The organism is Rhodoferax mekongensis (genome assembly GCF_032191775.1).
In the GTDB taxonomy this organism is placed as follows: Bacteria; Pseudomonadota; Gammaproteobacteria; order Burkholderiales; family Burkholderiaceae_C; genus Allorhodoferax; species Allorhodoferax mekongensis.
Window position 1 is genome coordinate 656841 of the sequence record NZ_CP132507.1, and the last position, 23547, is coordinate 680387.

Below are 23547 nucleotides of genomic sequence, written 5' to 3' on the forward strand. Positions count from 1 at the left end.
GGCCGGTCGCGCGTGCTGTCACGTCACTCTGACCCCATTGCCGCCATCGCCACGGCCTCCGGCCGCGGTGCTGTCGGTATCGTGAGGTTGAGTGGAAAGAGTCTTGGCGCTTTCACGCAGGCGCTGCTGGGCAAAGCCTTGCGGCCGCGAGAAGCGACCTATCTCCCTTTCCCTGACGAAAAAGGCCAGCCTATTGACCATGGGCTGGCCTTGTTTTTTCCGGGCCCCCATTCCTTCACAGGTGAAGACGTACTGGAACTCCAGGCTCATGGCGGGCCTGTGGTGTTGCAGTTGCTGGTCGCCCGCTGTCTTGCACTGGCAAACAGTGTGCAAACAGAGGGCGTCTCAAGCGTTCTGTTGCCTGGTTTGCGCATTGCCGAGGCGGGCGAGTTCACCCAACGTGCCTTCCTGAACAACAAGCTCGATCTGGCCCAGGCAGAGGCCATCGCCGATCTCATCGACGCAAGCACGGAAGCGGCAGCACGCAGTGCCAGCCAGTCTTTGTCCGGCGCCTTCTCCAAGGAAATCGGCATCTTGCGGGATGCGCTCATTCACTTGCGCATGCTGGTAGAGGCGACGCTCGATTTCCCCGAAGAGGAAATTGACTTTCTGCAGAAAGCGGACGCGGTTGGGCAGTTGCAACGCTTGCAACAAGCTCTCCAACAGGTGCTGGCCAAAGCGACCCAAGGAGCTTTGCTCCGCGAAGGTTTGAAGGTGGTCATTGCCGGGCAACCGAACGCCGGCAAGTCATCTCTCTTGAATGCCTTGGCGGGTGCTGAATTGGCCATCGTGACCCCCATCGCAGGTACTACGCGCGACAAGGTGCAGGAGACGATCCAAATCGAAGGCGTGCCTCTTCACATCATCGACACGGCCGGTTTGCGTGCCAGTGATGACGCCGTGGAAAAAATCGGAATCGAACGTGCCTGGCAGGCTATTGAAACCGCAGACGCCGTCCTGTTCCTGCATGATTTGACACGTAGTTCTGCTATCGAATACATAGCTGCTGACGCAGATATAGCGGGCGCTATCGCCGAAAAACTGCCTGCATCCATACCGGTGATCCATGTCTGGAACAAGTCTGACGCAGCGACTCCGGAAACTGGTTTGGAGGGCATCGTTCTCTCTGCCAAGACCGGCGTTGGCCTCGATGCATTGAGGCAAAACCTGCTCACAGCGGCAGGGTGGCAACCAGCACAGAGTGGCGCTTTCATGGCCCGCCAGCGCCATGTACAGGCCTTGCATCTGGTGGGTCAGCATTTGGACATGGCGTCGGAATGGCTGGCCTCCGGTAGCGCTGCCTTGGACCTGTTGGCAGAGGAACTCCGGCTTGGTCAGAATGCCCTGAACAGCATTACCGGCGAATTCGGCGCGGATGACCTGCTGGGTGTCATCTTTTCAAAATTTTGTATCGGCAAATAGCCTGCACTACACTCTGGCGTCGCACAGGAGTCACTCACCTATGTCACTATTCAGCTGGTTTACTCGGACGAGTTCCAACAACTCGCTCGGCACCCGTCACTCAGGTCTCGACCAGATGGATGGAGATCGAGCCTCTGCGCGCCATGGCCGGAGCAAATCAGCTTCAGGCGCGTCATCGGGAATGACGTCTGCCCGACGCAGTGAGCGGCTTGAGCGGCGAGAGTTGTTGTACGCCGTGGTGCGCGAATCGATGACGGGCGCCGGCATGCTGTCGAGCAGCTACAAGTTCAAGGTGCTGTCATTGGACTCTCGCGGGCGCCAGTACCTGATCATGATGGATATGGCGGCCCGCAATGTGAGCGACCCCGCCCGCTTGGCTGGCATCGAGACTCACATCGCCAAAATTGCCAAAACCCGCCATGACCTTTTGGTGACGGCTGTCTACTGGCGCGTGAATGAGCATGTGAGCTCCAGCCTGTCGCATACCCAGGACGATCATGTCCGTACGCTACCGACACCCCGTCGATTTGAACCTTTACAACCCTCGGAGGTTGCAGCGTTCAAGCAGGCGCTGGCGTCTGTGCCGGCCCCGGCCAAGTTGTCGGCGCCTGGCGAGATCATGAAGTCATCCCGTCGCAATCCACAGCCATCCCGATTTGCAGATACCGAGATTGACGAACGCCAATCTCCCCTCAGTGGCACCCAGTACGGCGAGTTGAACTGAGGGCGACGCCGATTTCGCAGCTTAGTGACCTGCGAAATCCACCAAGGTGAACAAAGGCAGACCGGCTTCCCGCAGCTTGTCGGATCCGCCTAATTCCGGCAAGTCCACAATGGCGGCGCCTTCCATGACGTGCGCACCCAAACGCTCAAGCAACTTCTTGCCTGCCATCATGGTCCCGCCGGTGGCGATCAAGTCGTCAATCAGCAGCACGCGGTCGCCCTTTTTCACTGCGTCGGTATGGAGCTCCACAGTGGCGCTGCCGTACTCCAGCTCGTAGGTTTCTTCAACCGTGGTGAAAGGCAACTTACCTTTCTTGCGGATGGGTACGAAACCGATATTCAATTCGTAGGCCACCACGGCCCCGAGGATGAAACCGCGCGCGTCAAGCCCGGCCACTACGTCCGGTCGCATGGTGGGGTCCATGTAGCGGTGCACAAAGGCGTCAATCAACACCCGGAAAACCTTGGCATCCTGCAGAAGCGGCGTGATGTCACGGAACTGCACGCCTGGCGTAGGCCAGTCGGGGACAGTGCGGATATGGTCACGGAGGTACTGATTGATGCTGAGGTGTTGCATAGGAATTCAAAGAAAAGGCGCCAGAGTGGCGCCGCGCTATTGTGCGCCGAAGCGTCGATAAGATTAAGCACCTTTGAGCAGTTTTTGCTCAGCACTTGCCAAATCGACGGCCTTGCCGCTCAGGACCAGGGTATCACCCGCCATAAGGCGAGTCTGCGCATCGGGTGAGACAGTTTTGCCATCCGCACGTCGCAAACTGACCAGACGTACACCCAAGCGTTCCAGACCGAAATCACCTATCAACTTCCCGGCAGATTTCGTCCCCATGGGCAGACTCACGGTGGCCAGCCGTTCGTTCTGCAGCTCGTCGACAGAGTTGTCATCCGCACCGTGGAAGAAACCGCGCAAGAGGTTGTACCGTGCATCACGCTGATCCTGCACGATGCGGATCACCCGTCGCATAGGCACACCCACCAGTGCAAGCGCATGGCTGGCGAGCATGAGTGAGCCCTCGATGGCCTCGGGAACCACTTCAGTGGCCCCAGCTTCCTGCAGCTTTTCCAGATTCTGGTCATCCTGGGTGCGAACAATGACAGGTACCTGTGGCGCGTGTGAACGGGTATTGGCAAGTACCTTGAGAGCGCCATTGGTATCCAGATAGGTGATGACCACGGCGCTGGCTCGCGCAAGACCGGCTGCCATCAGGGCTTGCAAGCGGGCTGCGTCTCCGAACACCACGGAATCCCCTGCTGCTGCAGCCTGGCGTACCCGATCCGGGTCCAAGTCCAGCGCCATATAAGGTATCCCTTCGCCCTCCAGCATGCGTGCCAGATTCTGGCCGCAGCGCCCGTAGCCGCAAATGATGACGTGCTGGTTGGCGTTGATGGACTTGCGCGCAATCGTCGTCATTTGCAGGGATTGCTGCAGCCACTCGCTGCTGACCAGTTTCATGACGATACGGTTGGCATTCATGATGATGAAGGGGGTCGCCAGCATCGATAGCACCATGCCTGCCAGGATGGGATTCAACAGCTCGGGGGGAACCAAGGCATTTTTCTGGGCCAGTGTCAGCAGCACAAAGCCGAACTCGCCGGCTTGTGCAAGATAGAGCCCGGTACGCAAAGACACCCCCGCTGTCGCGCCAAGGCCTCTTGCAATCAGCGCTACCAGGGCGGCCTTGAAGAGGGTAGGTACCACCAGCAGCAGCAAAACCAGTGGCCAGCGCTCCAGGACCAAGCGCCAATCCAGCAGCATCCCGATACTGATAAAGAAGAGCCCCAGCAGTACGTCGTGGAACGGCCGGATGTCGGTTTCCACCTGGTGCTTGTATTCCGTCTCGGAAATCAGCATGCCCGCAATGAAGGCACCCAAGGCCAAGCTCAAGCCAGCCAACTCCGTGAGCCAGGAGAGGCCCAGCGTGATCAGCAGCAGATTGAGTACAAACAGCTCATCGCTCTTGCGGCGCACCACGACCGTCAGCCAGCGGCGCATGACATGCTGCCCGCCCACCAGCAAAACGGTGACTAGCACTGTAGCTTTGAAGGCTGCGAGCGCCAACGCTTCCATCAAGCGCTCCCCGGATGCACTGAGGGCGGGAATCAGCACCAGCAGTGGCACCACTGCCAAATCCTGAAACAGCAAAACGCCCATCACGCGTTTTCCGTGTTCAGACTCCATTTCCAGCCGCTCCACCATCAGCTTCACCACAATCGCGGTGCTACTCATGGCCAGCGCACTGGACAGGGCCAGCGCCGCTTGCCAACCCAGATGCCAAGCGCCTGACAGCCAGATAGACAGGCCGAGCATGAGCCCCGTGGCCAGTAGCATGGTTAGCGCCACCTGCAAAAGCCCCAAGCCGAACACGTGCTGGCGCATCGCCCGTAGACGCGGCAAATTGAACTCCAGCCCGATCACAAACATCAGAAATACGACGCCGAATTCCCCCAAGTGCCGCACGGCCTCGGAGTTTTGGGACAACGCGAGGGCATTGGGACCAATCACCACGCCGACAGCCAGATAGCCCAGCATAGGCGGCAATTTCAATGTGCGGCAGATCACCACTCCCATCACGGCGGCGAGGAGGTAAAGCAGGGTGATTTCTAAACCGGTCATAGGCGGATACTAGCAAGAGACATGCGCTCTATAAAATGCTCGGATGACAGTACCTTCCCTCATTGCATCCAGCTTTGATGCGCAGCGCGCCATTGCCCTCGCCAACGAAACCTTCGACATCGAAGCTGCAGCCGTTCAGGGGCTGAAAAGCCGTCTTGGTGAAGGCTTTGTGAGGACGGTGGAACGGGTGTTGACGATCTCGGGGCGCGTGGTGGTCATGGGGATGGGCAAAAGCGGTCATGTGGGTCGCAAGATTGCAGCTACTCTTGCATCCACCGGTACTCCCGCCATGTTTGTGCACCCTGCTGAGGCCAGTCACGGTGATCTGGGCATGGTGACCGTTGCAGATCTGGTGCTCATGATTTCCAACAGCGGAGAGTCCCAGGAAGTGGCGGCGATTCTTCCGGTACTCAAACGCTTGGGAGTACCGTTGGTCGCCATGACAGGCAATGCACGTAGCACCATGGCCCAGCATGCCGATTTCTGGATCGACACCGCGGTGAGTAAAGAGGCCTGCCCCCTGAATCTCGCGCCTACAGCGAGCACGACAGCACAACTGGCCATGGGCGATGCCCTGGCCGTGGCACTGTTGGACGCCCGGGGCTTTCGCGCAGAGGACTTTGCCCGTTCGCATCCCGGTGGTGCATTGGGTCGCAAACTGCTGACCCATGTGTCGGACGTCATGCGCAGTGGGGATGCCATTCCGCGCGTAATGCCGACGGCGACATTCAGCGAAGTGATGCGTGAAATGAGCGCGAAGGGCTTGGGCGCTGCCGCAGTAGTGAGTGAAGACGGGGCTTTGATGGGCATCTTTACCGACGGAGACTTGCGCAGGTTGGTGGAACAAGGTGCTGACCTACGCGCCAAAACAGCGATGGAGGTGATGCATGCCAATCCTTGCACCATCCCGGCCCATGCTTTGGCGGTAGACGCGGCTGACCTGATGGAGGCCCGCCGCATTACCAGCGTATTGGTGGTAGACGATGCCGGGCGCTTATGCGGTGCCATCAATAGCAATGATTTGATGCGGGCCAAGGTGATCTGATGAAACCACTGCTGAATTTCCCGCCGGATCTGCTTCTGAAAGCGCAGAACATACGCGTTCTTTTTCTTGATGTGGATGGTGTACTCACAGATGGCGGATTGCAATTCACCGCCGAAGGCGAGACCAGCAAGCGATTCAACACCTTGGATGGCCATGGTCTCAAGTTGCTGCAGAAGGCCGGCATTACGCCTGCGGTGGTGACCGGCCGGGATTCGCCCGCGCTGCGGCTGCGCCTTCAAGCCCTGGGCATCGAACAGGCCCGTTTCGGCACTGAAGACAAGCATCCAGCAGCGCAAGAAATCCTGAACGCATTGGGATTGGGCTGGGAGCAGGCTGCCGCCATGGGCGATGATTGGCCGGACTTGCCCATGATGTTGCGCTGTGCATTTGCTGCCGCGCCTCCGAATGCGCATGTGGAGGTCAGCGGTCGCGCTCACTACATTACTCATACTGCCGGCGGAAACGGGGCGGTACGTGAAGTTTGCGACTTGTTGATGGTGGCCAGTGGCCGCTATGTGGATCTTTTAGAGCCGTATCTTTCGTGAAAAATTTTTTCTACGGTGCTTGGGAACGGCTGATGCTGTACCTCCCCGTTCTGGTAATGGGGGTGTTGGCGCTGGGAACCTATTGGTTGGTTCGTAGTACACCGGTAGTTGAGCACAATGCACCTGAACGGGTACGAGGCCATGAACCGGACTACTTCATGCATGGCTTCAGCGTGAAGTCCTTCGATCCTGCGGGCAAGCTCCGGTCAGAGGTGATGGGTGACGTCGCCCGTCATTACCCGGATACCCAATGGCTGGAGATAGACGCCATCCGAATCCGATCCTTTGATGCCGAAGGTCGCCTCACCACCGCATCAGCCAACCGCGGCCTGACCAATGAGGACGGCTCTGAGGTGCAGCTGATTGGTAATGCCATCGTAGTGCGCGAGGCAATAACGGCAAGCAAGGGGAAACCGGAACAGGTGCGAACCGAATACCGGGGCGAGTTCTTGCATGCTTTCATGGACACTGAGCAAGTGAAGTCGAACAAGCCGGTTGAACTGCGGCGTGGCAAAGACGTTTTCACCGCAGATGCCATGGACTATGACAATGTGCAGCAAGTGATCTTGCTGCGAGGTCGCGTTCGCGGCACCTTGACTCCTACAACACGGTAGCCCAGTTTCCGAGGACTTCTATGCCACCGCTTATTTTCATTACCGGCGCTTCCAGTGGAATCGGCCAGGCTTTGGCCAAACGCTTTTATGACGCAGGCTATTCGCTGGCATTGGTGGCGAGGCGAACCGCAGAGATTGAGCGCTGGGCGACCGCGCAACGGCTGGATGCACAGCGCTTCAAGGTCTACAGCGCAGACGTAGCCGAACCCGACAGCATTGTGGCTGCGGGTCGTGCCTGTTTGAGTGCCCAGGGCGTACCGGACGTAGTCGTGGCCAATGCGGGCATCAGCATCGGTATGGATACGGGCATTCGCGGTGATATTGACGTCATGCAACGGACCTTTGCCACCAATAACATCGGTCTGGCGGCGACCTTCCATCCCTTCATAGCTGCCATGGAACAGCGCGGTTCGGGCCGGCTGGTAGGCATCGGCAGTGTGGCCGGCATCCGTGGCTTGCCCGGGCACGGAGCCTACTGTGCAAGCAAGGCGGCCGTCATTGCCTATTGCGAATCACTGCGGGGAGAGTTACGAGCCAGCGGTGTCAAGGTGGTCACCATTTGTCCAGGCTATATAGATACGCCATTGACGAGGCAAAACCGCTATTCCATGCCGTTTTTGATGACTGCAGATGATTTCGCTGCACGTGCCTTTGACGCCATTACGCAGGGGGTACGCTACAAAGTGATTCCGTGGCAAATGGGCTGGGTAGCCAAGCTGTTGCGTGCTTTGCCGGATGCCTTGTTTGACAAAGCTTTGGCGGGGCGCCCCCGCAAGCGTCGCATCGATGAGGCGTAACCGACGAGTGAGACAGGCAAAACAAAAGGGACCCGAAGGTCCCTTTTTTGATCTGCAGATGCAGTTCCTGGCTTAGTAGCTGGAACGGCCACCGCCGTAGCCGCCGCCACCGGAACGGTCACCGCCGCCGCCGTAGCCGCCGCCACCGGAACGGCCACCGCCGCCGAAGCCGCCGCCACCGGAACGGCCGCCGCCGCCGTAGCCGCCACCACCAGCGCCGCCGCCGAAGCCGCCGGAACGGGGAGGACGTGGCTCCATGGGACGTGCTTCGTTCACGACCAAACCGCGGCCGCCGAACTGTTGACCGTTCATGGCGCTGATAGCAGTTTGTGCTTCAGCATCGCTGCCCATTTCCACAAAGCCGAAGCCCTTGGAGCGGCCGGTGTCGCGTTCCATCATGACTTTGGCGCTGGAAACGGAACCGTGCTGGGAAAACGCTTGTTGCAGGTCTTCGTCACGGAAAGAATAAGGCAGGTTGCCTACGTAAAGTTTGTTGCCCATGGATGGACTCCTCAAAATAACTCAAAACGCGATGGAGTCCTTAACCGCAATCAACAAACCATTGAAGACTTAAAGCAGACGCGAAACTGACTAATCACCGCAAACTTGCACACCGATATTTCGGCAATGCCAAACCATTATGCGTTACTTTGTTGAGGAATCCTAGTTTTTCTTGTTTTTTCAGGTTAGCCGGCAGAATCGGCATCGTTTTCGCTGTAATGGCGCCACTGGCGCATGCTGTTGCGCAGGGTCAGCATCTGCTTTTCAAAGCGGGGGCAGGCCTTGCAGGCTGCGAGATGGAAATACAAAGCCACGCGATCCACCACCGGCAGGGCGCGATCTTCCCTCGCCACCATCAAGGCGGTCGCTTCTTTGCATGTACGGCGCAGCAGCTTCACAAGGCACCTGCTTTCTGGAACCAATTCACTTCAAGACATTCCCGGAGCCTCAAGCGGGCACGGTGGAGTTGGACGTAGAGATTCGTCGGGGTCAGGTTGAGTTCCTTACAAATTTCTTCGCTGGACAACTCCAGCCATTCGCGCATGAGAAACAGCCGCCCTTGCGCGGCGGGTAGTTTTTCCGTGCAGGCTTCCAGAATTTCAAAGAACTGCCGGCTGCTGGTTTGTTGTTCCGGGTTGCCCCAATCCGCAGGTGTTTCCACAAAGTGCCCATCCGCCTTGAAGTTCAGCAGCTCCAGCGGATCTGTATCTTCATCCTCCGAACTGCCCAACCCCGTGACTTCGCGGCCGTGGTGGCGCAATGCGTCCACGACCTTGTGTTTGAGGATGCCAACCAGCCAGGTTTTGAGCTGCGACCGGTTGTCGAATGCTTGCGGTTTGGCCAGCGCTGCCAGCAGGGTTTCTGAAACAGCATCCTCTGCCCACGCTTCATTGCGCAGTTGCAAGCGGGCGAATTTGTACAGATAGTCGCGATGTTCTGCGACCTGGTCTTCGTAGCGGGTCATGGCGTGCTCGCGGAGTGTGATGCGCAGTGTAATGGGCGAGTTTTGAAATTTTTTTGCGCGGAGTGTAAGAAAGCACGTGGCAGCAGGACTAAACGTCAACCACAGCGCCAGAGCGCACCGCACCGGAGGCTGAATGGTTGTTTTCATTGATGCAATTACTCAAGGAGTTTCGACATGAACCAACGTGCCCTGCTTGCCGCTACCGCCGCCACCCTGATGTCCCTCACCCTGGCGTCTGCCCCTGTTGCCGCCCAGGAAAAAGAGAAATGCTTCGGCATTGCCAAGGCCGGTCAAAACGACTGCGCAAACGCTTCCGGTACCCACTCGTGTGCCGGCCAGTCCAAAGTGGACATGGACAAGGGCGAATGGAAATATGTGGCCAAAGGCACCTGCGAAAAAATGAAAGGCAGCCTGATGGCGCCCAAGATGTAATTCCACATCGATTGCATTTCCAAGTCCGCCCCCACGCATACCCGCTCATGCAAGCACCAAAGGCCCCGGCCTTGTCCGGCGACATTCAGGCCGGTATCGGGTGGCGGCACCCTCATTACGCGCAGTTGCTGCAACAGCAGGCTTCGTTGGACTTTCTGGAAGTCCACTCCGAGAATTTTTTTGCCCGCGGTGGCGCCAGCCTGGCGGTGTTGGAACAGGGGCGTGCCCTGTATCCGGTCAGTCTGCACGGCGTGGGCCTCTCATTAGGATCGGCCACGGGGCTGGACCCTTGGCATCTGGACCAATTGGAGGCACTGGTACGCCGCATCGACCCGGTGAGGGTCAGCGACCATGCCAGCTTTGCCCGCGCGCCTTGGGGTTCGGTCGCCATGGTGCATGCTGCCGACCTTCTGCCATTGCCGTTCAGTGACGAAGCGCTGGACACGCTCTGTGCCAACGTGCAGCGTGTGCAAGATCGCTTGCAGCGCCGCTTCATGGTGGAAAACCTGTCGGCCTATCTGCAGTGGCGCCCGGTGCCTGGCGAGCAGGAATGGACTGAGCCGGATTTCCTCAATGCCTTGGCCCGGCGTACCGGCTGCGAGTTGCTGGTCGATGTGAACAACATCTACGTCAATGCCCTGAACGCACAACTGCAGGGCGATGCCCGCGATCCGGTGGCCGCATGCTCTGCCTGGCTGGATGCCATCGACCCCGCTTCGGTGGGCGAGCTGCATGTGGCCGGCCATTGCGAGGTGAATGACGCGCACGGCCACATCGTGATCGATGACCACGGAAGCCGAGTCTCCGACGCGGTGTGGGCGGTCTACCGCCATGCCATCCGGCGCTTTGGCGCGGTGCCTACACTGATGGAGTGGGACACCGACGTGCCAGCCTTGGAAGTGCTGCTGGGTGAAGCAGACGTGGCGCGCCAGATGGCACAAACCGCCTTGCAGCAAGCCGAGGCGTGCGACGCATGAGCACCCTCGCACAGCAACAACAAGCGTTGGTGGCAGCGCTTTTCGATTGGCCTGCGGAAAATGCTATGAAAAACATAGCTGCCTGCGCAATGGACCCGGGCGCCAGAGGCCTGAAAGCCTATCAATCCAATGCGCATGCGCTGGCAGAACGCGCGCTGCAGGCCGCTTATCCAGTATTAACCCAACTATTAGGCGTGGAAAGCATGGGGGATCTGGCCCGTGCCTACTGGCATGCCCACCCCCCTGTGCGCGGCGATGTGGCGCAATGGGGCGAAAGCCTGGCTGCCTTTATGGCGAGCAGCAGCCAGCTGCAGGACACGCCTTTTCTCCCCGATGTGGCGCGTTTGGAATGGGCCCTGCACAGCATGGCCACGCTGGAAGACGCGACCCCGGACCTAAATACCTTGACGCTATTGAGCACCCAAGACCCCGGCATGTTGTGCTTACGCCTGGCGCCCGGTGCCGCGGTGCAGTGCAGTGATTGGCCGGTTGCCACCATCCATGCGGCGCATGGTGAGAACGGCCCCAGCTTTGAAGAGGTCGGTCGTTTGTTGCAAGCCCATGCGGGCGAGGATGCAGTGGTCTGGCGGCAGGGGTTCAAGCCCTGTGTGCGTGTGGCCTTGGAGGGGGAGGCTGCGCTCCTTCACGCCCTGCTAGCGGGCCGCAGCCTGGGTCAGGCCTTGGACGACGTGCCCCATCTGGATGTTTCTCAGTGGCTGACCGTGGCTGTTCAAAGCGGCTTGTTGTTGGCGGTGTATTCCGGCGAGTGATCGCCATGTCCTGTGTTTGAAAAGAGTCTGTATGAAATCTCTATTGGCAAGCTCATCCCGCGCCGGTGGCGGGCATTGGCTCACGCGCTTTGCCACGCTGGTGGCAAGCGGTCACCGTGTACTGGACGCCTTGCAAGCGCCTGCTGCTTTGCTGGCGCGGCTGTATGTCGCGAACGCATTTTTCTCTTCCGGCTTGACCAAGCTGCGTGACTGGGACATCACACTGTCCTTGTTCATGGACGAATACCACGTGCCCCTACTGCCTCCGGAGCTGGCAGCCTGGATGGGCACTGCGGGTGAGCTCGTATTGCCGGTCTTGTTGGTCTTGGGCTTGGGGGGGCGGTTTGCGGCCTTGGGCCTGAGTGTGGTCAACGTGATGGCGGTGCTGTCCCTGAGCGAGATTGCACCCGCAGCGTTGCAGCAGCACATCACTTGGGGTGTGTTGTTGCTGACTCTGGCTTTGTATGGCCCGGGCGCATGGGCTGTAGACCGTTTTTTCAACAAAAATGGGCGCTAACACCCATCGAATATGCGCGGGCAGCTATAAAAAGCATAGCTACCCGCTTTTGCGGTATGACTACCAGTTGGCTTCCCGCTCCGGCGATGCGCTGATTTTGTGAATGGAGAGGTCCGCGCCGTCATATTCCTCTTCCTGGCTCATGCGCAGGCCGACGGTAGCCTTGAGCAGTCCGTAAACCACAAAGCCCGCCGCGGCTGCCCATGCAACGCCCATGGCAGTGCCGATGAGCTGGGCCATGAAGTTGACGCCACCCAAGCCGCCGAATGCAGTGCTACCGAAAATGCCTGCTGCAATGCCACCCCAAGTGCCGCACAGGCCGTGCAGCGGCCACACGCCCAGCACGTCGTCAATCTTCCATTTGTTCTGGGTCAGGGTGAACATGACCACAAAAATGGCGCCGGCCACCCCGCCCACCACCAATGCGCCCAGCGGGTGCATGAGGTCGGAACCGGCGCATACGGCCACCAGACCGGCCAGCGGGCCGTTGTGCACAAAGCCGGGGTCGTTTTTGCCCATGAGCAGGGCCACCAGCGTGCCGCCCACCATGGCCATGAGCGAGTTCACCGCCACCAGGCCGGACATTTTGTCGAGCAGCTGAGCACTCATCACATTGAAGCCGAACCAACCCACGATCAAAATCCACGCGCCCAAGGCGAGGAAGGGAATGCTGCTGGGCGGGTGCGCCGACATCGCGCCATCTTTGCGGTAACGGTTGCTGCGGGCACCCAGCAAGAGCACGGCACCCAAAGCGATCCAACCGCCCACGGCGTGCACCACCACGCTACCGGCAAAGTCGTGAAACTCGTCGCCGGTGAGCGCCTTGATCCAGGCTTGCACGCCGAAGTGCTGGTTCCAGACAATGCCTTCAAAGAAGGGGTAGACCACACCGACGATGACGGCCGTGGCAATGAGCTGCGGCCAGAACTTGGCCCGCTCGGCAATGCCGCCCGAAATGATGGCGGGAATGGCAGCGGCAAAGGTCAGCAGAAAGAAGAACTTCACCAGCTCGTAGCCGTTCTTGGCGGCCAGTTGCTCGGCACCGACAAAGAAGGTGGTGCCGTAGGCCACGGCGTACCCGACCACGAAATACACCACGGTAGACACCGAGAAGTCCACCAGGATCTTGACCAGCGCGTTCACCTGGTTCTTGCGGCGCACGGTGCCGAGTTCCAGAAAGGCAAAACCGGCGTGCATGGCCAGCACCATGATTGCGCCCAACAAAATGAACAAGGCATCCGCGCCCTGTTTTAGTGCTTCCATACGAGTCCTTTGGTCGTTAAATGCTTTTGATTGGTGCAAAACCATCGAAAAATGGCTTTGCGCACCAAAATAAAGCAAAAACCACGCCAGACATTCCAAGCTGGTGCATGGTGATGCGATGGACCCCGAAAAAGGCGTCCCTTGCTATACTCGCCACCCACAGCGCCAATTTGCTCCAGCTTGCGGGCGCTTAATAAATTCAGCTAAACACGGACCCGCCTTCTGGCATTGCAACCCGGCCCGCGTTTAGCGCTGCCGGGTTTTGTTTTTATGCTGATTGCCACGCCCCAAACCATGCGCTTTGATACCCCTTTGCTGCTGCAAAGCGGGGAGTCCATCCATGGCTATTCCTTGAGTTACGAGACCTACGGCACGCTCAACGCCGACAAGTCCAACGCCGTGCTGGTCTGCCATGCCCTGAACGCTTCGCACCATGTAGCGGGTGTTTATGAGGGTCAGGACAAGTCCGAGGGCTGGTGGGACAACATGATCGGCCCGGGCAAGTCTGTGGATACGGACAAGTTTTTCGTCATCGGCGTCAACAACCTCGGCTCCTGTTTCGGCTCCACCGGCCCCATGCACACCCACCCCGACACGGGCAAGGTCTATGGCGCGGACTTTCCAGTGGTCACCGTCGAAGATTGGGTGAACGCCCAAGCGAAATTGTTGGACGCGTTGGGTATCGAGACCTTGGCCGCGGTCTTGGGTGGCAGCTTGGGCGGAATGCAAGCCCTGAGCTGGACGCTGCAATACCCCGAGCGCATGCGCCATGCGGTGGTGGTGGCCAGTGCGCCCAACCTCACGGCTGAGAATATTGCGTTCAATGAAGTTGCGCGCCGTGCCATCGTGACCGACCCCGACTTTCATGGCGGTCATTTTTACGAGCATGGCGTCATCCCCAAGCGCGGCCTGCGCATCGCCCGCATGATCGGCCACATCACGTACCTGAGCGATGACGTGATGAACGAGAAGTTTGGCCGCGAGCTCAAAGACGCCGTGCTGGCCAGCGCCAACGGCTACAAGTACAGCACGCAGGACGTGGAGTTCCAGATCGAGAGCTACCTGCGCTACCAGGGCGACAAGTTTGCGGAGTACTTTGATGCCAACACGTATCTGCTGATCACCCGCGCGCTGGACTACTTTGACCCGGCCAAAGCCTTTGGCGGCGACTTGAGCCGGGCCCTGGCCCGAACCCGCGCCAAGTTTTTGCTGGTGAGCTTTACGACCGATTGGCGCTTCAGCCCCAAACGCAGCCGCGAGGTGGTGAAGGCCTTGTTGGATAACAAGCGCGAGGTCAGTTACGCTGAAATCGATGCACCCCACGGACATGATGCTTTTTTGCTCGATGACGCCCGTTACATGAGCGTGATGCGCTCCTATTTTGATAGCATCTTTAATGGTTTGGAGGGTAGTCCGCCGCCGGGCCGTCCCAAGGCGGAAAGCGCCCCCTTGGGGGGCAGCGCAGTACGCGAAGCGACAAGTGTGGGGGTAACAGCAGCATGACCGACTTGAATACCTTGCACGCGATTGCCAGCCTGGTGCCTCAAGGCTCGCGGGTGCTCGACCTGGGTTGTGGCGACGGCGCCATGCTGGACTACTTGCAGCGCGAGCGGGGCTGCAGCGGCTACGGCGTGGAGCTGGACGATGCCAATGTGCTGGCTTGTGTCAAACGCGGCGTGAATGTGCTGCAGCTCAACCTCGACCAGGGGCTTACCGTGTTTGAGGACGCCAGCTTCGATGTGGTGCTGCAGATCGACACCCTGCAGCACTTGCGCAATGCCGAAACCATGTTGATTGAGACGGCCCGTGTCGGACGGGTGGGCATTGTGGCCTTCCCCAACTTTGCCCATTGGCCTAACCGCGTGAGCATTTTGCAAGGGCGCATGCCCGTGACCAAGCGATTGCCCTACCAGTGGTACGACACGCCCAACATCCGCGTCGGCACCCATGCGGACCTGGCTGTTCTGGCGCAGCGCAATGGTTTGCGCGTGTTGGACAGCTTTGGTTTGCAGGATGGTCAGACGGTCCGCTTCCTGCCCAACCTGCGGGCCGGCACTTCTGTGTACAAATTGGCACGTTAAAGCAGTCGACTGCGGGTAAGCCTCCAGCAAGATTCAGGCTGCGCATGGCATGATGGATGCCCCGCGCCGAATCTGTATCAGGAGCCCCATGAACGCCCGCGTTCCATCCTCTGTATTCCATACCGCCCAGGCCCTTGAGCACGTCAGTGCTGCCTGGGACACGGACATCGTCCATCGTTTGGAGGAATACATCCGTATTCCGGCCAAGTCGCCGATGTTTGACGCGCAATGGTCGGAGGCCGGTTTGCTGGACACCGTGGTGCGCAATACCGCCCAGTGGATCGAGGCCCAGAAAGTTCCCGGCCTGCAGCTGGAGGTCATCCGGCTGGAGGGTCGTACTCCGGTCATCTTTTTTGAAATACCCGCCAGTGGCGGTGAGGCTGGCGAGGTACCTGCGTCCGGCGAAACCGTGCTCATGTATGGCCATCTGGATAAGCAGCCGGAGTTCTCAGGTTGGCGCAACGACTTGGGTCCCTGGACCCCCAAATACGAGGACGGCAAGCTGTATGGCCGTGGCGGCGCGGACGACGGCTACGCTGCCTATGCGGCAATTTCCGCACTGCAGGCGCTCAAAGACCAGAAGCTGCGTCACCCGCGAGTGGTCGGCCTGATCGAGACCTGTGAGGAAAGTGGCTCTTACGACCTGCTCCACTATGTCGACGCACTCAAGCCCCGCTTGGGTGATGTGGGGCTGGTGGTGTGCCTGGACTCCGGAGCGGGCAATTACGACCAACTATGGTTGACCAACAGCCTGCGTGGCATGGCCAGCGGCGTGTTGAAGGTCGAAATCCTGACCGAGGGCATTCACTCAGGAGACGCCAGTGGCCTCGTGCCTTCGAGCTTCCGCATCCTGCGCCAGGTGCTGGACCGCTTGGAGGACAGCAAAACCGGCCATTTGTTGCCTGCCAACTTCCACTGCGAAGTCCCTGCCGAGCGCATGCAGCAAGCGCGGGCGACTGCCGGAATATTGGGTGATGAATTGTTCAAGCGCTTTCCCTGGGCGCACTATGACTGCGGTGGCGCCACTACCTTCGCGTTGCCCACCACCTCGGACCCGCTCGAGGCCTTGCTCAAGCGCACTTGGCAGCCCACGCTGAGTGTCACCGGCGCAGATGGCTTTCCTGACATCAAAAATGCCGGAAACGTGCTGCGGCCTTACACCGCGTTCAAGTTGAGTCTGCGTCTGCCACCTTTGGTGGAGGCGGCGTCTGCCGTCCAGGAGTTGAAGACGCTCTTGGAAGACAACGCGCCTTACCAGGCCAAAGTCACGTTTGAAGGGCTGTCCAGCGCCACCGGCTGGAATGCTCCGGACACCGCGCCCTGGTTCGATGCAGCATTGAATGACGCCTCGAATGCGCACTTCGGAGCGCCCTGTGGCCACATTGGTCAGGGCGGTACGATCCCGCTCATGAACATGCTGTCCAAGGGCTTCCCGAAAGCACAGATGATGGTGTGTGGTGTGCTGGGCCCCAAGAGCAATGCCCATGGACCGAATGAGTTTTTGCATGTGCCGTATGCCAAAAAACTCACTGCCGCAGTGGCACAGGTGATTTCCCGTTTTCCTTGAACCGGTAGCAAAGCATGGCTTCTGAATCCACTCTGAGTACCTTCACCGCCAGCGACGGCGAAAACCTCGCCGTCCAAGATTGGCCGTTAGATCCGGGTGTGACACCCCGCGGCGTTGTGCTCATCGTCCACGGGCTGGGCGAGCATGCCGGACGCTACGACCATGTCGCGCAACAACTCAATGCCTGGGGCTTTGCAGTGCGCGGCTATGACCAGTGCGGCCACGGCGAGAGCAGCGGCTTGCCCGGTAGTCTGCCCTCCGATACCCGCTTGCTGGATGACCTGGCCGACATCATCGACAGTACACGTGCCCGCATGGAACCCGGAACTCCGCTGATTCTGTTGGGGCACAGCATGGGCGGTCTGGTGACCGGGCGCTTTGTGTCCTTGGGGCTTCGCAAGGTAGAGGCGCTCATCATGTCCTCCCCTGCCCTGAATCCGGGCATGAATGCATTCCAGAAATTCCTGGTTGCGGTGTTGCCAACAATCGCCCCCAACCTGCGCGTAGGCAATGGCCTGAACCCTACCTTCATTTCGCATGACCCCGCTGTGGTGAAGGCTTACACCTCGGACCCACTGGTGCATGACCGCATCTCCGCCCGTTTGGCCCGCTTTTTCTCTACCGAGGGGCCGGCGACCGTGGCCGCCGCCCCGCAATGGAAGGTTCCCACCTTGCTGATGTACGCAGGGGATGATCGTCTGGTGAACCCGCAGGGCAGTCGTGACTTTGCGGCTGCGGCCCCCAAAGACCAGGTGACCTCAGTGTGCTTTGATGCGCTGTATCACGAGATCTTCAATGAAAAAGATGCCACACCGGTGTTTGCCGCCATGCGCAGCTGGCTGGACCAGCGGTTTTGAGTGCAGCCCAGCATTGAACCCGGGGTAACTCCGTTGGCATCCATTGCGTTGAGCTGGAAGAAGTTGCGCTTGCGAATCCGCGAGGGCTTGCCCCTGCGCTACACCATGATGCTGGTGGTGGTGATCGGCGTGACCCTGCCTGCGATGTTGCTACTCACCCTCGAGCAGCAATTGGCGGAAAAGTCCCAAAAAGCTTTGCTGACCCAGAGTGAAACTGCGCTGATGAAAATTGGCAGTGTGTCTATTGCCGAACCGATGTGGGTGGTGGATCGTGTAGCTCTGGACGCCGCGGCCGCCCGCCTGCTGGAGAGCCCGCAAGTCGTAGCGGTACGTATCGAGGACGGGCTGGCCAATACTCCGGAGATGGAGCGCATCCGGCCGGACTTTGCCGGCTCGCTGGACAAAGATACGGCCGCCGGCCGACTGACCCGCCGCACGCAAAGTGTGATCCGATCAGGGGAGCCCCTGGGCACGCTGGTGGTCTGGTTTGACGCCTCTTACGGCCAGGGCCTGTTGCAGGCGCGGCGCGACCAGATGCTGGTGCTGGTGGCCTTGCAGGTGCTGGCCATTCTGGCGGTGCTGATGCCGGTGCTGGTGTCCCGCGTGCTGCGTCCTATCGAGCGTCTTAAAGAACACGCCAGCGCTTTGCTGGACCACAGCCGGGACGACGGCCCGGGTCAGGTGTTTGTATGGCGCAGGCAGGACGAGCTCGGTCTGTTGGGTCGCCATTTGGGCCGTGTGCAAGAGGAGTTGCGCGGCCTGTTCACCCAGCTCGGTAACAAGAATGCGCAGCTGCAGCAAATGGCGTTTTACGACCAACTGACCGGCTTGCCGAACCGCTCGCTGTTTATCGATCTGGTGCAGCGTGAAATGCTGTCTGCACAGCGCAATGATCAGCAGTTCGGCATCTTCTTCATCGATCTGGACCGCTTCAAGGCCGTCAATGACTCCATGGGTCACGCGGCCGGCGATGCCTTGCTGATTGAAGTGGCACGTCGATTGCGCGAGGTGTTGCGTGAGGTGGATGTGGTCTGCCGCCAGAGCGGCAATGAGTTTTTGGTGCTGGTGCGTGACATTGAGCACTGGGAGTCTCTGGGTGAAATGGCGCAGCGGGTCTTGCGCTCCATTGAGGCACCGGTGGTGTTGGCCAATGCCCCTGTCAAGGTGTCAGCCAGTATCGGTATTTCTCTCTACCCCGAAGACGGGCAGGACTTTGAGACCCTGGTCAAGCATGCCGATATCGCGGTGTATCAGGCCAAGACGCTGGGGCGCGCCAGGTACAGCTATTTCCACTCCGAGCTGAATTCCCGCCTGCAGGCCAACCTGGAGTTGGAGCAGGAGCTGGCCTACGCGATTGGCCATGACCAGCTGGTGCTGCACTATCAGCCGCAGGTCTCCGCCAAAACCGGCGAGATGGTAGCGGTAGAGGCACTGGTGCGCTGGCAGCACCCGACCCGTGGCCTGTTGTACCCTGCCCAGTTCATTGGGTTGGCAGAAGAGTCGGGGCGTATTGCCGAGATGGGTGTCTGGACTCTCCGGGAGGCCTGCCGCCAGTTGGCGGACTGGTCCGCGCGTGGCATCCATATCGGTAACATGGCGGTCAATGTGTCAGCGCTGGAGTTCCGTGACCACCGCTTGCTCGACAGTCTGCAGGCAGCGCTGGATGCCAGTGGCATTCCCCCGCAGCGCCTTGAAATTGAGATTACCGAGAGTGTGCTGATGGCGGAAACCGAAACCAGCCAGCGCATCATCGAACGCTTGCGCCAGATCGGGGTTGGCATTGCGATTGATGACTTCGGTACCGGCTATTCGTCGCTGGCCTATCTCAAGCGCCTGCGACCCAACCAGCTCAAGATCGACCGCTCTTTCGTCAACGATACAGCCACCGACAGCGACTCTCGCGCCATTGTCAAAGGCGTGGTGGGACTGGCCGAGGCCTTGAGCCTGAATGTGGTCGCTGAGGGGGTGGAGACCGAAGAGCAGCGTGCCTTCCTGCAGGACATCGGCTGTCACACCCTGCAGGGTTATTGGATCGCAAAACCACTGACGGTGGAGGCCTTGGAGCAGTGGCTCCTGAACCGACGAACATAATTTTTACAAGAGAAAAGGGAGAGAAAAAGATGACAACACCCACACACCAACACCTCCGCGCCAGTGTCCTGACACTGGCTCTTTGGAGTGCCATCGGGACGGTGGCAGTGCAAGCCCATGCGGCGACGGTGAGCAGCAACTTCGAAGCGAAGGCCGCGGTGCAGGGCGTGCCTTTACAGCTCAATGGCGCGGGTACCCGCTACAAGGCGATTTTCCGTGTGTACGACATGGCGCTGTATACCTCTGCCAAGGGCAACACTCCTGAGGCCATCATTGCGATGCAGGGCCCCAAGCGCCTCAGTTTCGTGGCGCTGCGCGATCTGCCGGGCACGGACCTCGGTATCGCTTTCATCAAAGGTCTGTCCAGCAATTCGCCGGCGGACCAAGTGCAAAAGCACGCTGCATCCAGCACCCGCTTGATCGAGATTTTTTCGGGCAAGCCCAAGCTCACGGCAGGCGATACCTTCGCCATGGAATTTGTGCCCGGCAGAGGCACCACCTTTTACATTCAGGGCCAAGCCCAGGGCGCGCCCATCGGAGACGCCGAGTTTTTTGACATGGTGCTCAAGATCTGGATCGGCCCGGTCCCGGCCGACTTCAAGCTCAAGGACGCGCTGCTCGGCCTTTGACCTGCAGCCACAGCAGGGCAGCTGCGGTGAGGACCAGTGGAGGGATGGAGCCGATGTTCAGCCATGTCCAGCCCTGCGTCACCACCAGTGCGCCTGAGGCCAATGAGCTCAGGGCCATCACGGCAAACACGCAGAAGTTGACGGCTGCCTGGGCTCGGTCTTTTTCCTCGGGGCGATAAGCCGTCAGCGCCAATGTGGTGCTGCCGGTGAACAAGAAATTCCAACCCACACCCAGCAGGAACAAAGACAGCACAAACTGCTGCAGCTCCACACCACTCAACGCGATGGCCACACACAAGAGATTGAGCGCCACGCCGACGGCCATGATGTGCAAGGTGCCGAAGCGCTTAATCAGGTGACCGGTAAAAAACCCTGGTGCAAACATACCGATGACATGCCACTCCAGCACGGAGGCTGCGTCATCAAAACCCAGACCACATTGCTGCATGGCCAACGGCGTGGCTGCCATCAGCAGATTCATGACTCCGTAGCCCATGGCGGCGCTCAGGCAAGCCACGACGAATGCAGGCTGCCGCGCGATCTCGCTCAGGGGGCGACCGGTAGAGGTAGCCGCATTCGGCGCCTGGTGTGCCGGAAAACGGACGAACGCCATCAGCACCATGGCCAGCAGCCCCACGCCGGCCAGCACCAAGTACGCACCCGTGAACGGCACCTCCATGAGCGTGCGTGTGCGGGCCGCGAGGTTGGGTCCGGCAATCGCGCCGATGAGGCCGCCCGCCAGCACCAGAGAAACCGCTTTTTCCCGGAATGCAGGCAATGCCAGTTCCGCTGCTGCAAAACGGTAGAGCTGGCCGTTGGCGCTGTAGTAGCCGGCAACGACGGTCGCGGCGACCAGGCCCCAAAACTGATGGGCAGCCACGGCCCACGCGCCGGCCAGCGCGGAGGCCACTGCCACTGCCAGCCCGATCTGGAAAGAGGTCCGCCGCCCGAAGCGCGCCTGCGTAGCGGCCACCAGAGGCGTCGCCAAAGCACCGCCCACCACATAGCCCATGACAGGCAAAGTCGCCATCCACCCGTAAGGGGCCATGCTCAAACCCACCAGGCCGTTGATGGCAATAAAGGTGACGTTGTTGGTGAGGAAGAGCCCTTGGCACAGAGCGAGTAGCCAAAGGCTGCGGTTCATGGTTGAGTCAGTAAAGTGAGTGCTGCCAGTGCAGCGGTTTCGGCCCGCAGAACGCGGGGGCCCAGGGAAGCCGGGGAGAAGCCGGCGGCGATAGCGGCATCTTCCTCATGGATGCTCAAGCCCCCTTCGGGACCGGATAGAAACCAGACCGGTGCCAAGCCGGCTGGCAAGGAGGCCACTGGGGTGCTACCGGCACGCAAAGAGAGCAGCAAACGGTGCGGGGTATCTGATTGCGCGCTCGGACTTTTGAGCCACTGAGCCAGCGTTTGCATGGGGTGCACCACGGGTACCAGGTTGCCGCCGCACTGTTCACAGGCCGCCACCGCTACGCTTTGCCAGTGAGCCACTTTCTTGTCGGCCCGCTCTCCACTTAGCTTGAGCACACTGCGTTCCGTCATCAGGGGCTGGATGCTGGCCACACCGAGTTCGGTGGCCTTCTCCACCAGCCAGTCCATGCGGTCGTTGGCGGGCATGCCCACGGCGAGGTGAATCTGACGCGCCGGCTCGCGGGCCACGGTGCGCCGCTGCCCGACCTGAACCGCCACGTCGCTGCGGCCCATGCGGGTGACGGTGGCGTCGAATTCGTCAGCGCTTTGTCCATCAAACAGGGTGATGCTGTCGCCGGGTTGCAGGCGCAGCACCTGCACATGGCGCGCGGCTCCCGCTGGCAGTTCCAGAGCGGTGTCGCTGACCAGCGCCGCAGCGCAGAAAAAACGGGGCATACAGGGGGAAGCCGGAGCTTGCTATAAATTCAGGAGCTGTTTGCGCATATTCCACGGGCGCCAGTGCGCAATTTGACTATGAGCGCCCGAAGGCGAAAACATTCGGCACCTCAATGCCCTCCACCTTTTCCACCAGACGCAGCAAGGGCTTGAGCTGGATGTAGCGGCTGCAGGTGCTGCGGATGTAGTCGATAAAGCGGGGCGTGTCGGCCAGGTATTTGGGCTTGCCGTCGCGCAGGGTCAGGCGGGCAAAAATGCCGGCAATCTTGAGGTGGCGTTGCAGGCCCATCCATTCCACGCCACGGTAAAACTCACCGAAGTCCTCGCCTACCGGCAGGCCGGCTTTGCGGGCTTTTTCCCAGTAGCGGATGGTCACGTCCAGGCAGAAGTCTTCTTCCCAGGTCAAAAACGCATCGCGCATCAGGCTGGCAATGTCGTAGGTGATGGGGCCGTAGACGGCGTCCTGGAAGTCCAGCACACCAAGGTAGCGTGGGTCGGCTTTGGAAGGTATCTCCGCAAGATCGGGCACCATCAGATTGCGCGGCATGAAGTCCCGGTGCACATAGACACTGGGCCAGGACAGGTTGTTCTGGATCAACAAGGCAAATGTGTCGTCCAGCGTCTTGCGCATGGGCGCATCCAGCGTGAAGTTCCGGTGGCGGGCTATGTACCACTCAGGAAAAAGCTCCAACTCGCGGCGCAGCAAAGCCTCGTCATACAGAGGCAGCACACCCGGGGCCGAGGCCAGCTGCCATTGCACCAGGGTGTCGACGGCATGCAGGTACAGGTCCAGCGGTGGCTTTGCCGGGTCTATCGTTTGCATCATGGTGCGTGTGCCCAGGTCGGTGAGCAGCATGAAGCCGTCGGCTTCGTCCCAAGCCAGTATTTTTGGGGCACGCAGGCCCGCGTGGTTCAGCAGGGCGGCAATATCGACGAAGGGTTTGCAGTTCTCTTTGTCCGGGGGCGCATCCATGATGACCAGACTGCCCCGATCGCTTTGCACCCGGAAATAGCGGCGAAAGCTTGCATCGGCAGAGGCCAGACCCAGCGTTGCCGGCTCCAGCGAAAAACCGGATTGCAGGCTTTTGAACCACGTGTGGAAGCGTTGTTCGCGCGCGGTGTCAGTCCAGACAATCGCTTGCAGGGCGGGAGCAGCGGAGGCGGTAGGGGAAGGGGGCGTGGCTGAGGACACGGTGTGAGGGCTTGGGGTCATGGATAATCCATTCTACAAAGCCACGCTGTGTCGCCCTGTGCGGT

25 protein-coding genes are annotated in these 23547 nt (G+C 59.9%); 16 read left to right on the top strand and 9 right to left on the bottom strand.

Features of this window, described 5'->3' with window-relative positions; translation table 11 throughout:
- Nucleotides 1-12 precede the first annotated feature (12 nt).
- Entirely contained in the window at nucleotides 13-1422 is a 1410-nt protein-coding gene (mnmE, locus tag RAN89_RS03195) for a tRNA uridine-5-carboxymethylaminomethyl(34) synthesis GTPase MnmE (protein WP_313868219.1), read from the top strand.
- 181 nt (nucleotides 1423-1603) lie between these two features.
- Nucleotides 1604-2146 carry a hypothetical protein gene (locus RAN89_RS03200; RefSeq protein ID WP_087495816.1) on the top strand — a complete coding sequence of 181 codons (543 nt, stop codon included), beginning with the start codon at nucleotides 1604-1606 and terminating at the stop codon, nucleotides 2144-2146.
- Nucleotides 2147-2167: 21 nt separating this feature from the next.
- Here RAN89_RS03200 and RAN89_RS03205 read toward each other — a convergent pair whose 3' ends face one another.
- Together RAN89_RS03205 and RAN89_RS03210 are read right to left on the bottom strand one after the other, a co-directional pair.
- Complete coding sequence (locus RAN89_RS03205; protein WP_087495817.1) at nucleotides 2168-2722, bottom strand: adenine phosphoribosyltransferase; 555 nt, start codon at nucleotides 2720-2722, stop codon at nucleotides 2168-2170.
- Nucleotides 2723-2785: 63 nt separating this feature from the next.
- Nucleotides 2786-4774, bottom strand: coding sequence for a monovalent cation:proton antiporter family protein (locus RAN89_RS03210; RefSeq protein WP_313868220.1), 1989 nt, complete (start codon nucleotides 4772-4774; stop codon nucleotides 2786-2788).
- A gap of 43 nt (nucleotides 4775-4817) precedes the next feature.
- On the opposite strand from RAN89_RS03210, the gene RAN89_RS03215 reads away from it, so the two are divergent.
- The 4 genes from RAN89_RS03215 to RAN89_RS03230 are packed head-to-tail and all read left to right on the top strand — an operon-like array spanning nucleotide 4818 to nucleotide 7775.
- The gene (locus RAN89_RS03215) at nucleotides 4818-5819 is read left to right on the top strand and encodes a KpsF/GutQ family sugar-phosphate isomerase (RefSeq protein WP_313868221.1); all 1002 of its coding nucleotides are present in this window, start codon (nucleotides 4818-4820) and stop codon (nucleotides 5817-5819) included.
- Complete coding sequence (locus tag RAN89_RS03220) at nucleotides 5819-6364, top strand: KdsC family phosphatase (protein ID WP_313868222.1); 546 nt, start codon at nucleotides 5819-5821, stop codon at nucleotides 6362-6364. The genes RAN89_RS03215 and RAN89_RS03220 overlap by 1 nt, the downstream gene beginning before the upstream one ends.
- Before the next feature lie 32 nt (nucleotides 6365-6396).
- Nucleotides 6397-6978: an LPS export ABC transporter periplasmic protein LptC gene (gene lptC / locus RAN89_RS03225; protein ID WP_313868223.1), complete on the top strand. Its 582-nt coding sequence runs from the start codon at nucleotides 6397-6399 to the stop codon at nucleotides 6976-6978.
- A gap of 20 nt (nucleotides 6979-6998) precedes the next feature.
- On the top strand, nucleotides 6999-7775 hold the full coding sequence (locus RAN89_RS03230; protein ID WP_313868224.1) for an SDR family oxidoreductase: 777 nt from the start codon (nucleotides 6999-7001) through the stop codon (nucleotides 7773-7775).
- 72 nt (nucleotides 7776-7847) lie between these two features.
- On the opposite strand, the gene rbp is transcribed toward RAN89_RS03230, so the two are convergent.
- The 3 genes from rbp to RAN89_RS03245 all read right to left on the bottom strand — a co-directional run bounded on the left by rbp (nucleotide 7848) and on the right by RAN89_RS03245 (nucleotide 9240).
- Complete coding sequence (gene rbp / locus RAN89_RS03235; protein ID WP_313868225.1) at nucleotides 7848-8276, bottom strand: RNA-binding regulator; 429 nt, start codon at nucleotides 8274-8276, stop codon at nucleotides 7848-7850.
- A 185-nt stretch (nucleotides 8277-8461) separates the two neighbouring features.
- Entirely contained in the window at nucleotides 8462-8674 is a 213-nt protein-coding gene (locus RAN89_RS03240) for a zf-HC2 domain-containing protein (RefSeq protein ID WP_087495823.1), read from the bottom strand.
- The gene (locus RAN89_RS03245; protein WP_313868226.1) at nucleotides 8671-9240 is read right to left on the bottom strand and encodes a sigma-70 family RNA polymerase sigma factor; all 570 of its coding nucleotides are present in this window, start codon (nucleotides 9238-9240) and stop codon (nucleotides 8671-8673) included. The genes RAN89_RS03240 and RAN89_RS03245 overlap by 4 nt, the downstream gene beginning before the upstream one ends.
- Before the next feature lie 174 nt (nucleotides 9241-9414).
- On the opposite strand from RAN89_RS03245, the gene RAN89_RS03250 reads away from it, so the two are divergent.
- The 4 genes from RAN89_RS03250 to RAN89_RS03265 are packed head-to-tail and all read left to right on the top strand — an operon-like array spanning nucleotide 9415 to nucleotide 11936.
- Nucleotides 9415-9672, top strand: coding sequence for a BufA1 family periplasmic bufferin-type metallophore (locus RAN89_RS03250; protein WP_313868227.1), 258 nt, complete (start codon nucleotides 9415-9417; stop codon nucleotides 9670-9672).
- 47 nt (nucleotides 9673-9719) lie between these two features.
- Complete coding sequence (gene bufB, locus RAN89_RS03255) at nucleotides 9720-10649, top strand: MNIO family bufferin maturase (RefSeq protein WP_313868228.1); 930 nt, start codon at nucleotides 9720-9722, stop codon at nucleotides 10647-10649.
- Nucleotides 10646-11419, top strand: coding sequence for a DNA-binding domain-containing protein (locus RAN89_RS03260; protein ID WP_313868229.1), 774 nt, complete (start codon nucleotides 10646-10648; stop codon nucleotides 11417-11419). The genes bufB and RAN89_RS03260 overlap by 4 nt, the downstream gene beginning before the upstream one ends.
- 31 nt (nucleotides 11420-11450) lie before the next feature.
- The gene (locus RAN89_RS03265) at nucleotides 11451-11936 is read left to right on the top strand and encodes a DoxX family protein (RefSeq protein WP_313868230.1); all 486 of its coding nucleotides are present in this window, start codon (nucleotides 11451-11453) and stop codon (nucleotides 11934-11936) included.
- Nucleotides 11937-11996: 60 nt separating this feature from the next.
- Here RAN89_RS03265 and RAN89_RS03270 read toward each other — a convergent pair whose 3' ends face one another.
- Entirely contained in the window at nucleotides 11997-13199 is a 1203-nt protein-coding gene (locus RAN89_RS03270) for an ammonium transporter (RefSeq protein ID WP_313868231.1), read from the bottom strand.
- A 270-nt stretch (nucleotides 13200-13469) separates the two neighbouring features.
- On the opposite strand from RAN89_RS03270, the gene metX reads away from it, so the two are divergent.
- From metX to RAN89_RS03300, 6 genes are all read left to right on the top strand, one after another.
- Entirely contained in the window at nucleotides 13470-14702 is a 1233-nt protein-coding gene (gene metX, locus RAN89_RS03275; protein ID WP_313868232.1) for a homoserine O-succinyltransferase MetX, read from the top strand.
- Nucleotides 14699-15280, top strand: a complete 582-nt coding sequence (gene metW, locus RAN89_RS03280; protein WP_313868233.1) for a methionine biosynthesis protein MetW — start codon at nucleotides 14699-14701, stop codon at nucleotides 15278-15280. The genes metX and metW overlap by 4 nt, the downstream gene beginning before the upstream one ends.
- Nucleotides 15281-15368: 88 nt before the next feature.
- The gene (locus tag RAN89_RS03285; RefSeq protein WP_313868234.1) at nucleotides 15369-16847 is read left to right on the top strand and encodes a M20/M25/M40 family metallo-hydrolase; all 1479 of its coding nucleotides are present in this window, start codon (nucleotides 15369-15371) and stop codon (nucleotides 16845-16847) included.
- Between the two features lie 14 nt (nucleotides 16848-16861).
- A complete protein-coding gene (locus RAN89_RS03290) occupies nucleotides 16862-17704 on the top strand; it encodes an alpha/beta hydrolase (protein ID WP_313868235.1) in 843 nt (280 codons plus the stop codon).
- Complete coding sequence (locus RAN89_RS03295) at nucleotides 17705-19795, top strand: putative bifunctional diguanylate cyclase/phosphodiesterase (protein WP_313868236.1); 2091 nt, start codon at nucleotides 17705-17707, stop codon at nucleotides 19793-19795.
- Between the two features lie 29 nt (nucleotides 19796-19824).
- Nucleotides 19825-20424: a chalcone isomerase family protein gene (locus RAN89_RS03300; protein ID WP_313868237.1), complete on the top strand. Its 600-nt coding sequence runs from the start codon at nucleotides 19825-19827 to the stop codon at nucleotides 20422-20424.
- Here RAN89_RS03300 and RAN89_RS03305 read toward each other — a convergent pair.
- From RAN89_RS03305 to RAN89_RS03315, 3 genes are all read right to left on the bottom strand, one after another.
- Complete coding sequence (locus RAN89_RS03305) at nucleotides 20399-21568, bottom strand: MFS transporter (RefSeq protein WP_313868238.1); 1170 nt, start codon at nucleotides 21566-21568, stop codon at nucleotides 20399-20401. The two genes, RAN89_RS03300 and RAN89_RS03305, sit on opposite strands and share 26 nt — an antisense overlap.
- A complete protein-coding gene (locus RAN89_RS03310) occupies nucleotides 21565-22290 on the bottom strand; it encodes a 16S rRNA (uracil(1498)-N(3))-methyltransferase (protein WP_313868239.1) in 726 nt (241 codons plus the stop codon). Before RAN89_RS03310 ends, RAN89_RS03305 begins: the two co-directional genes overlap by 4 nt.
- A 76-nt stretch (nucleotides 22291-22366) precedes the next feature.
- On the bottom strand, nucleotides 22367-23503 hold the full coding sequence (locus RAN89_RS03315) for an aminoglycoside phosphotransferase family protein (protein ID WP_313868240.1): 1137 nt from the start codon (nucleotides 23501-23503) through the stop codon (nucleotides 22367-22369).
- Nucleotides 23504-23547: the final 44 nt, after the last annotated feature.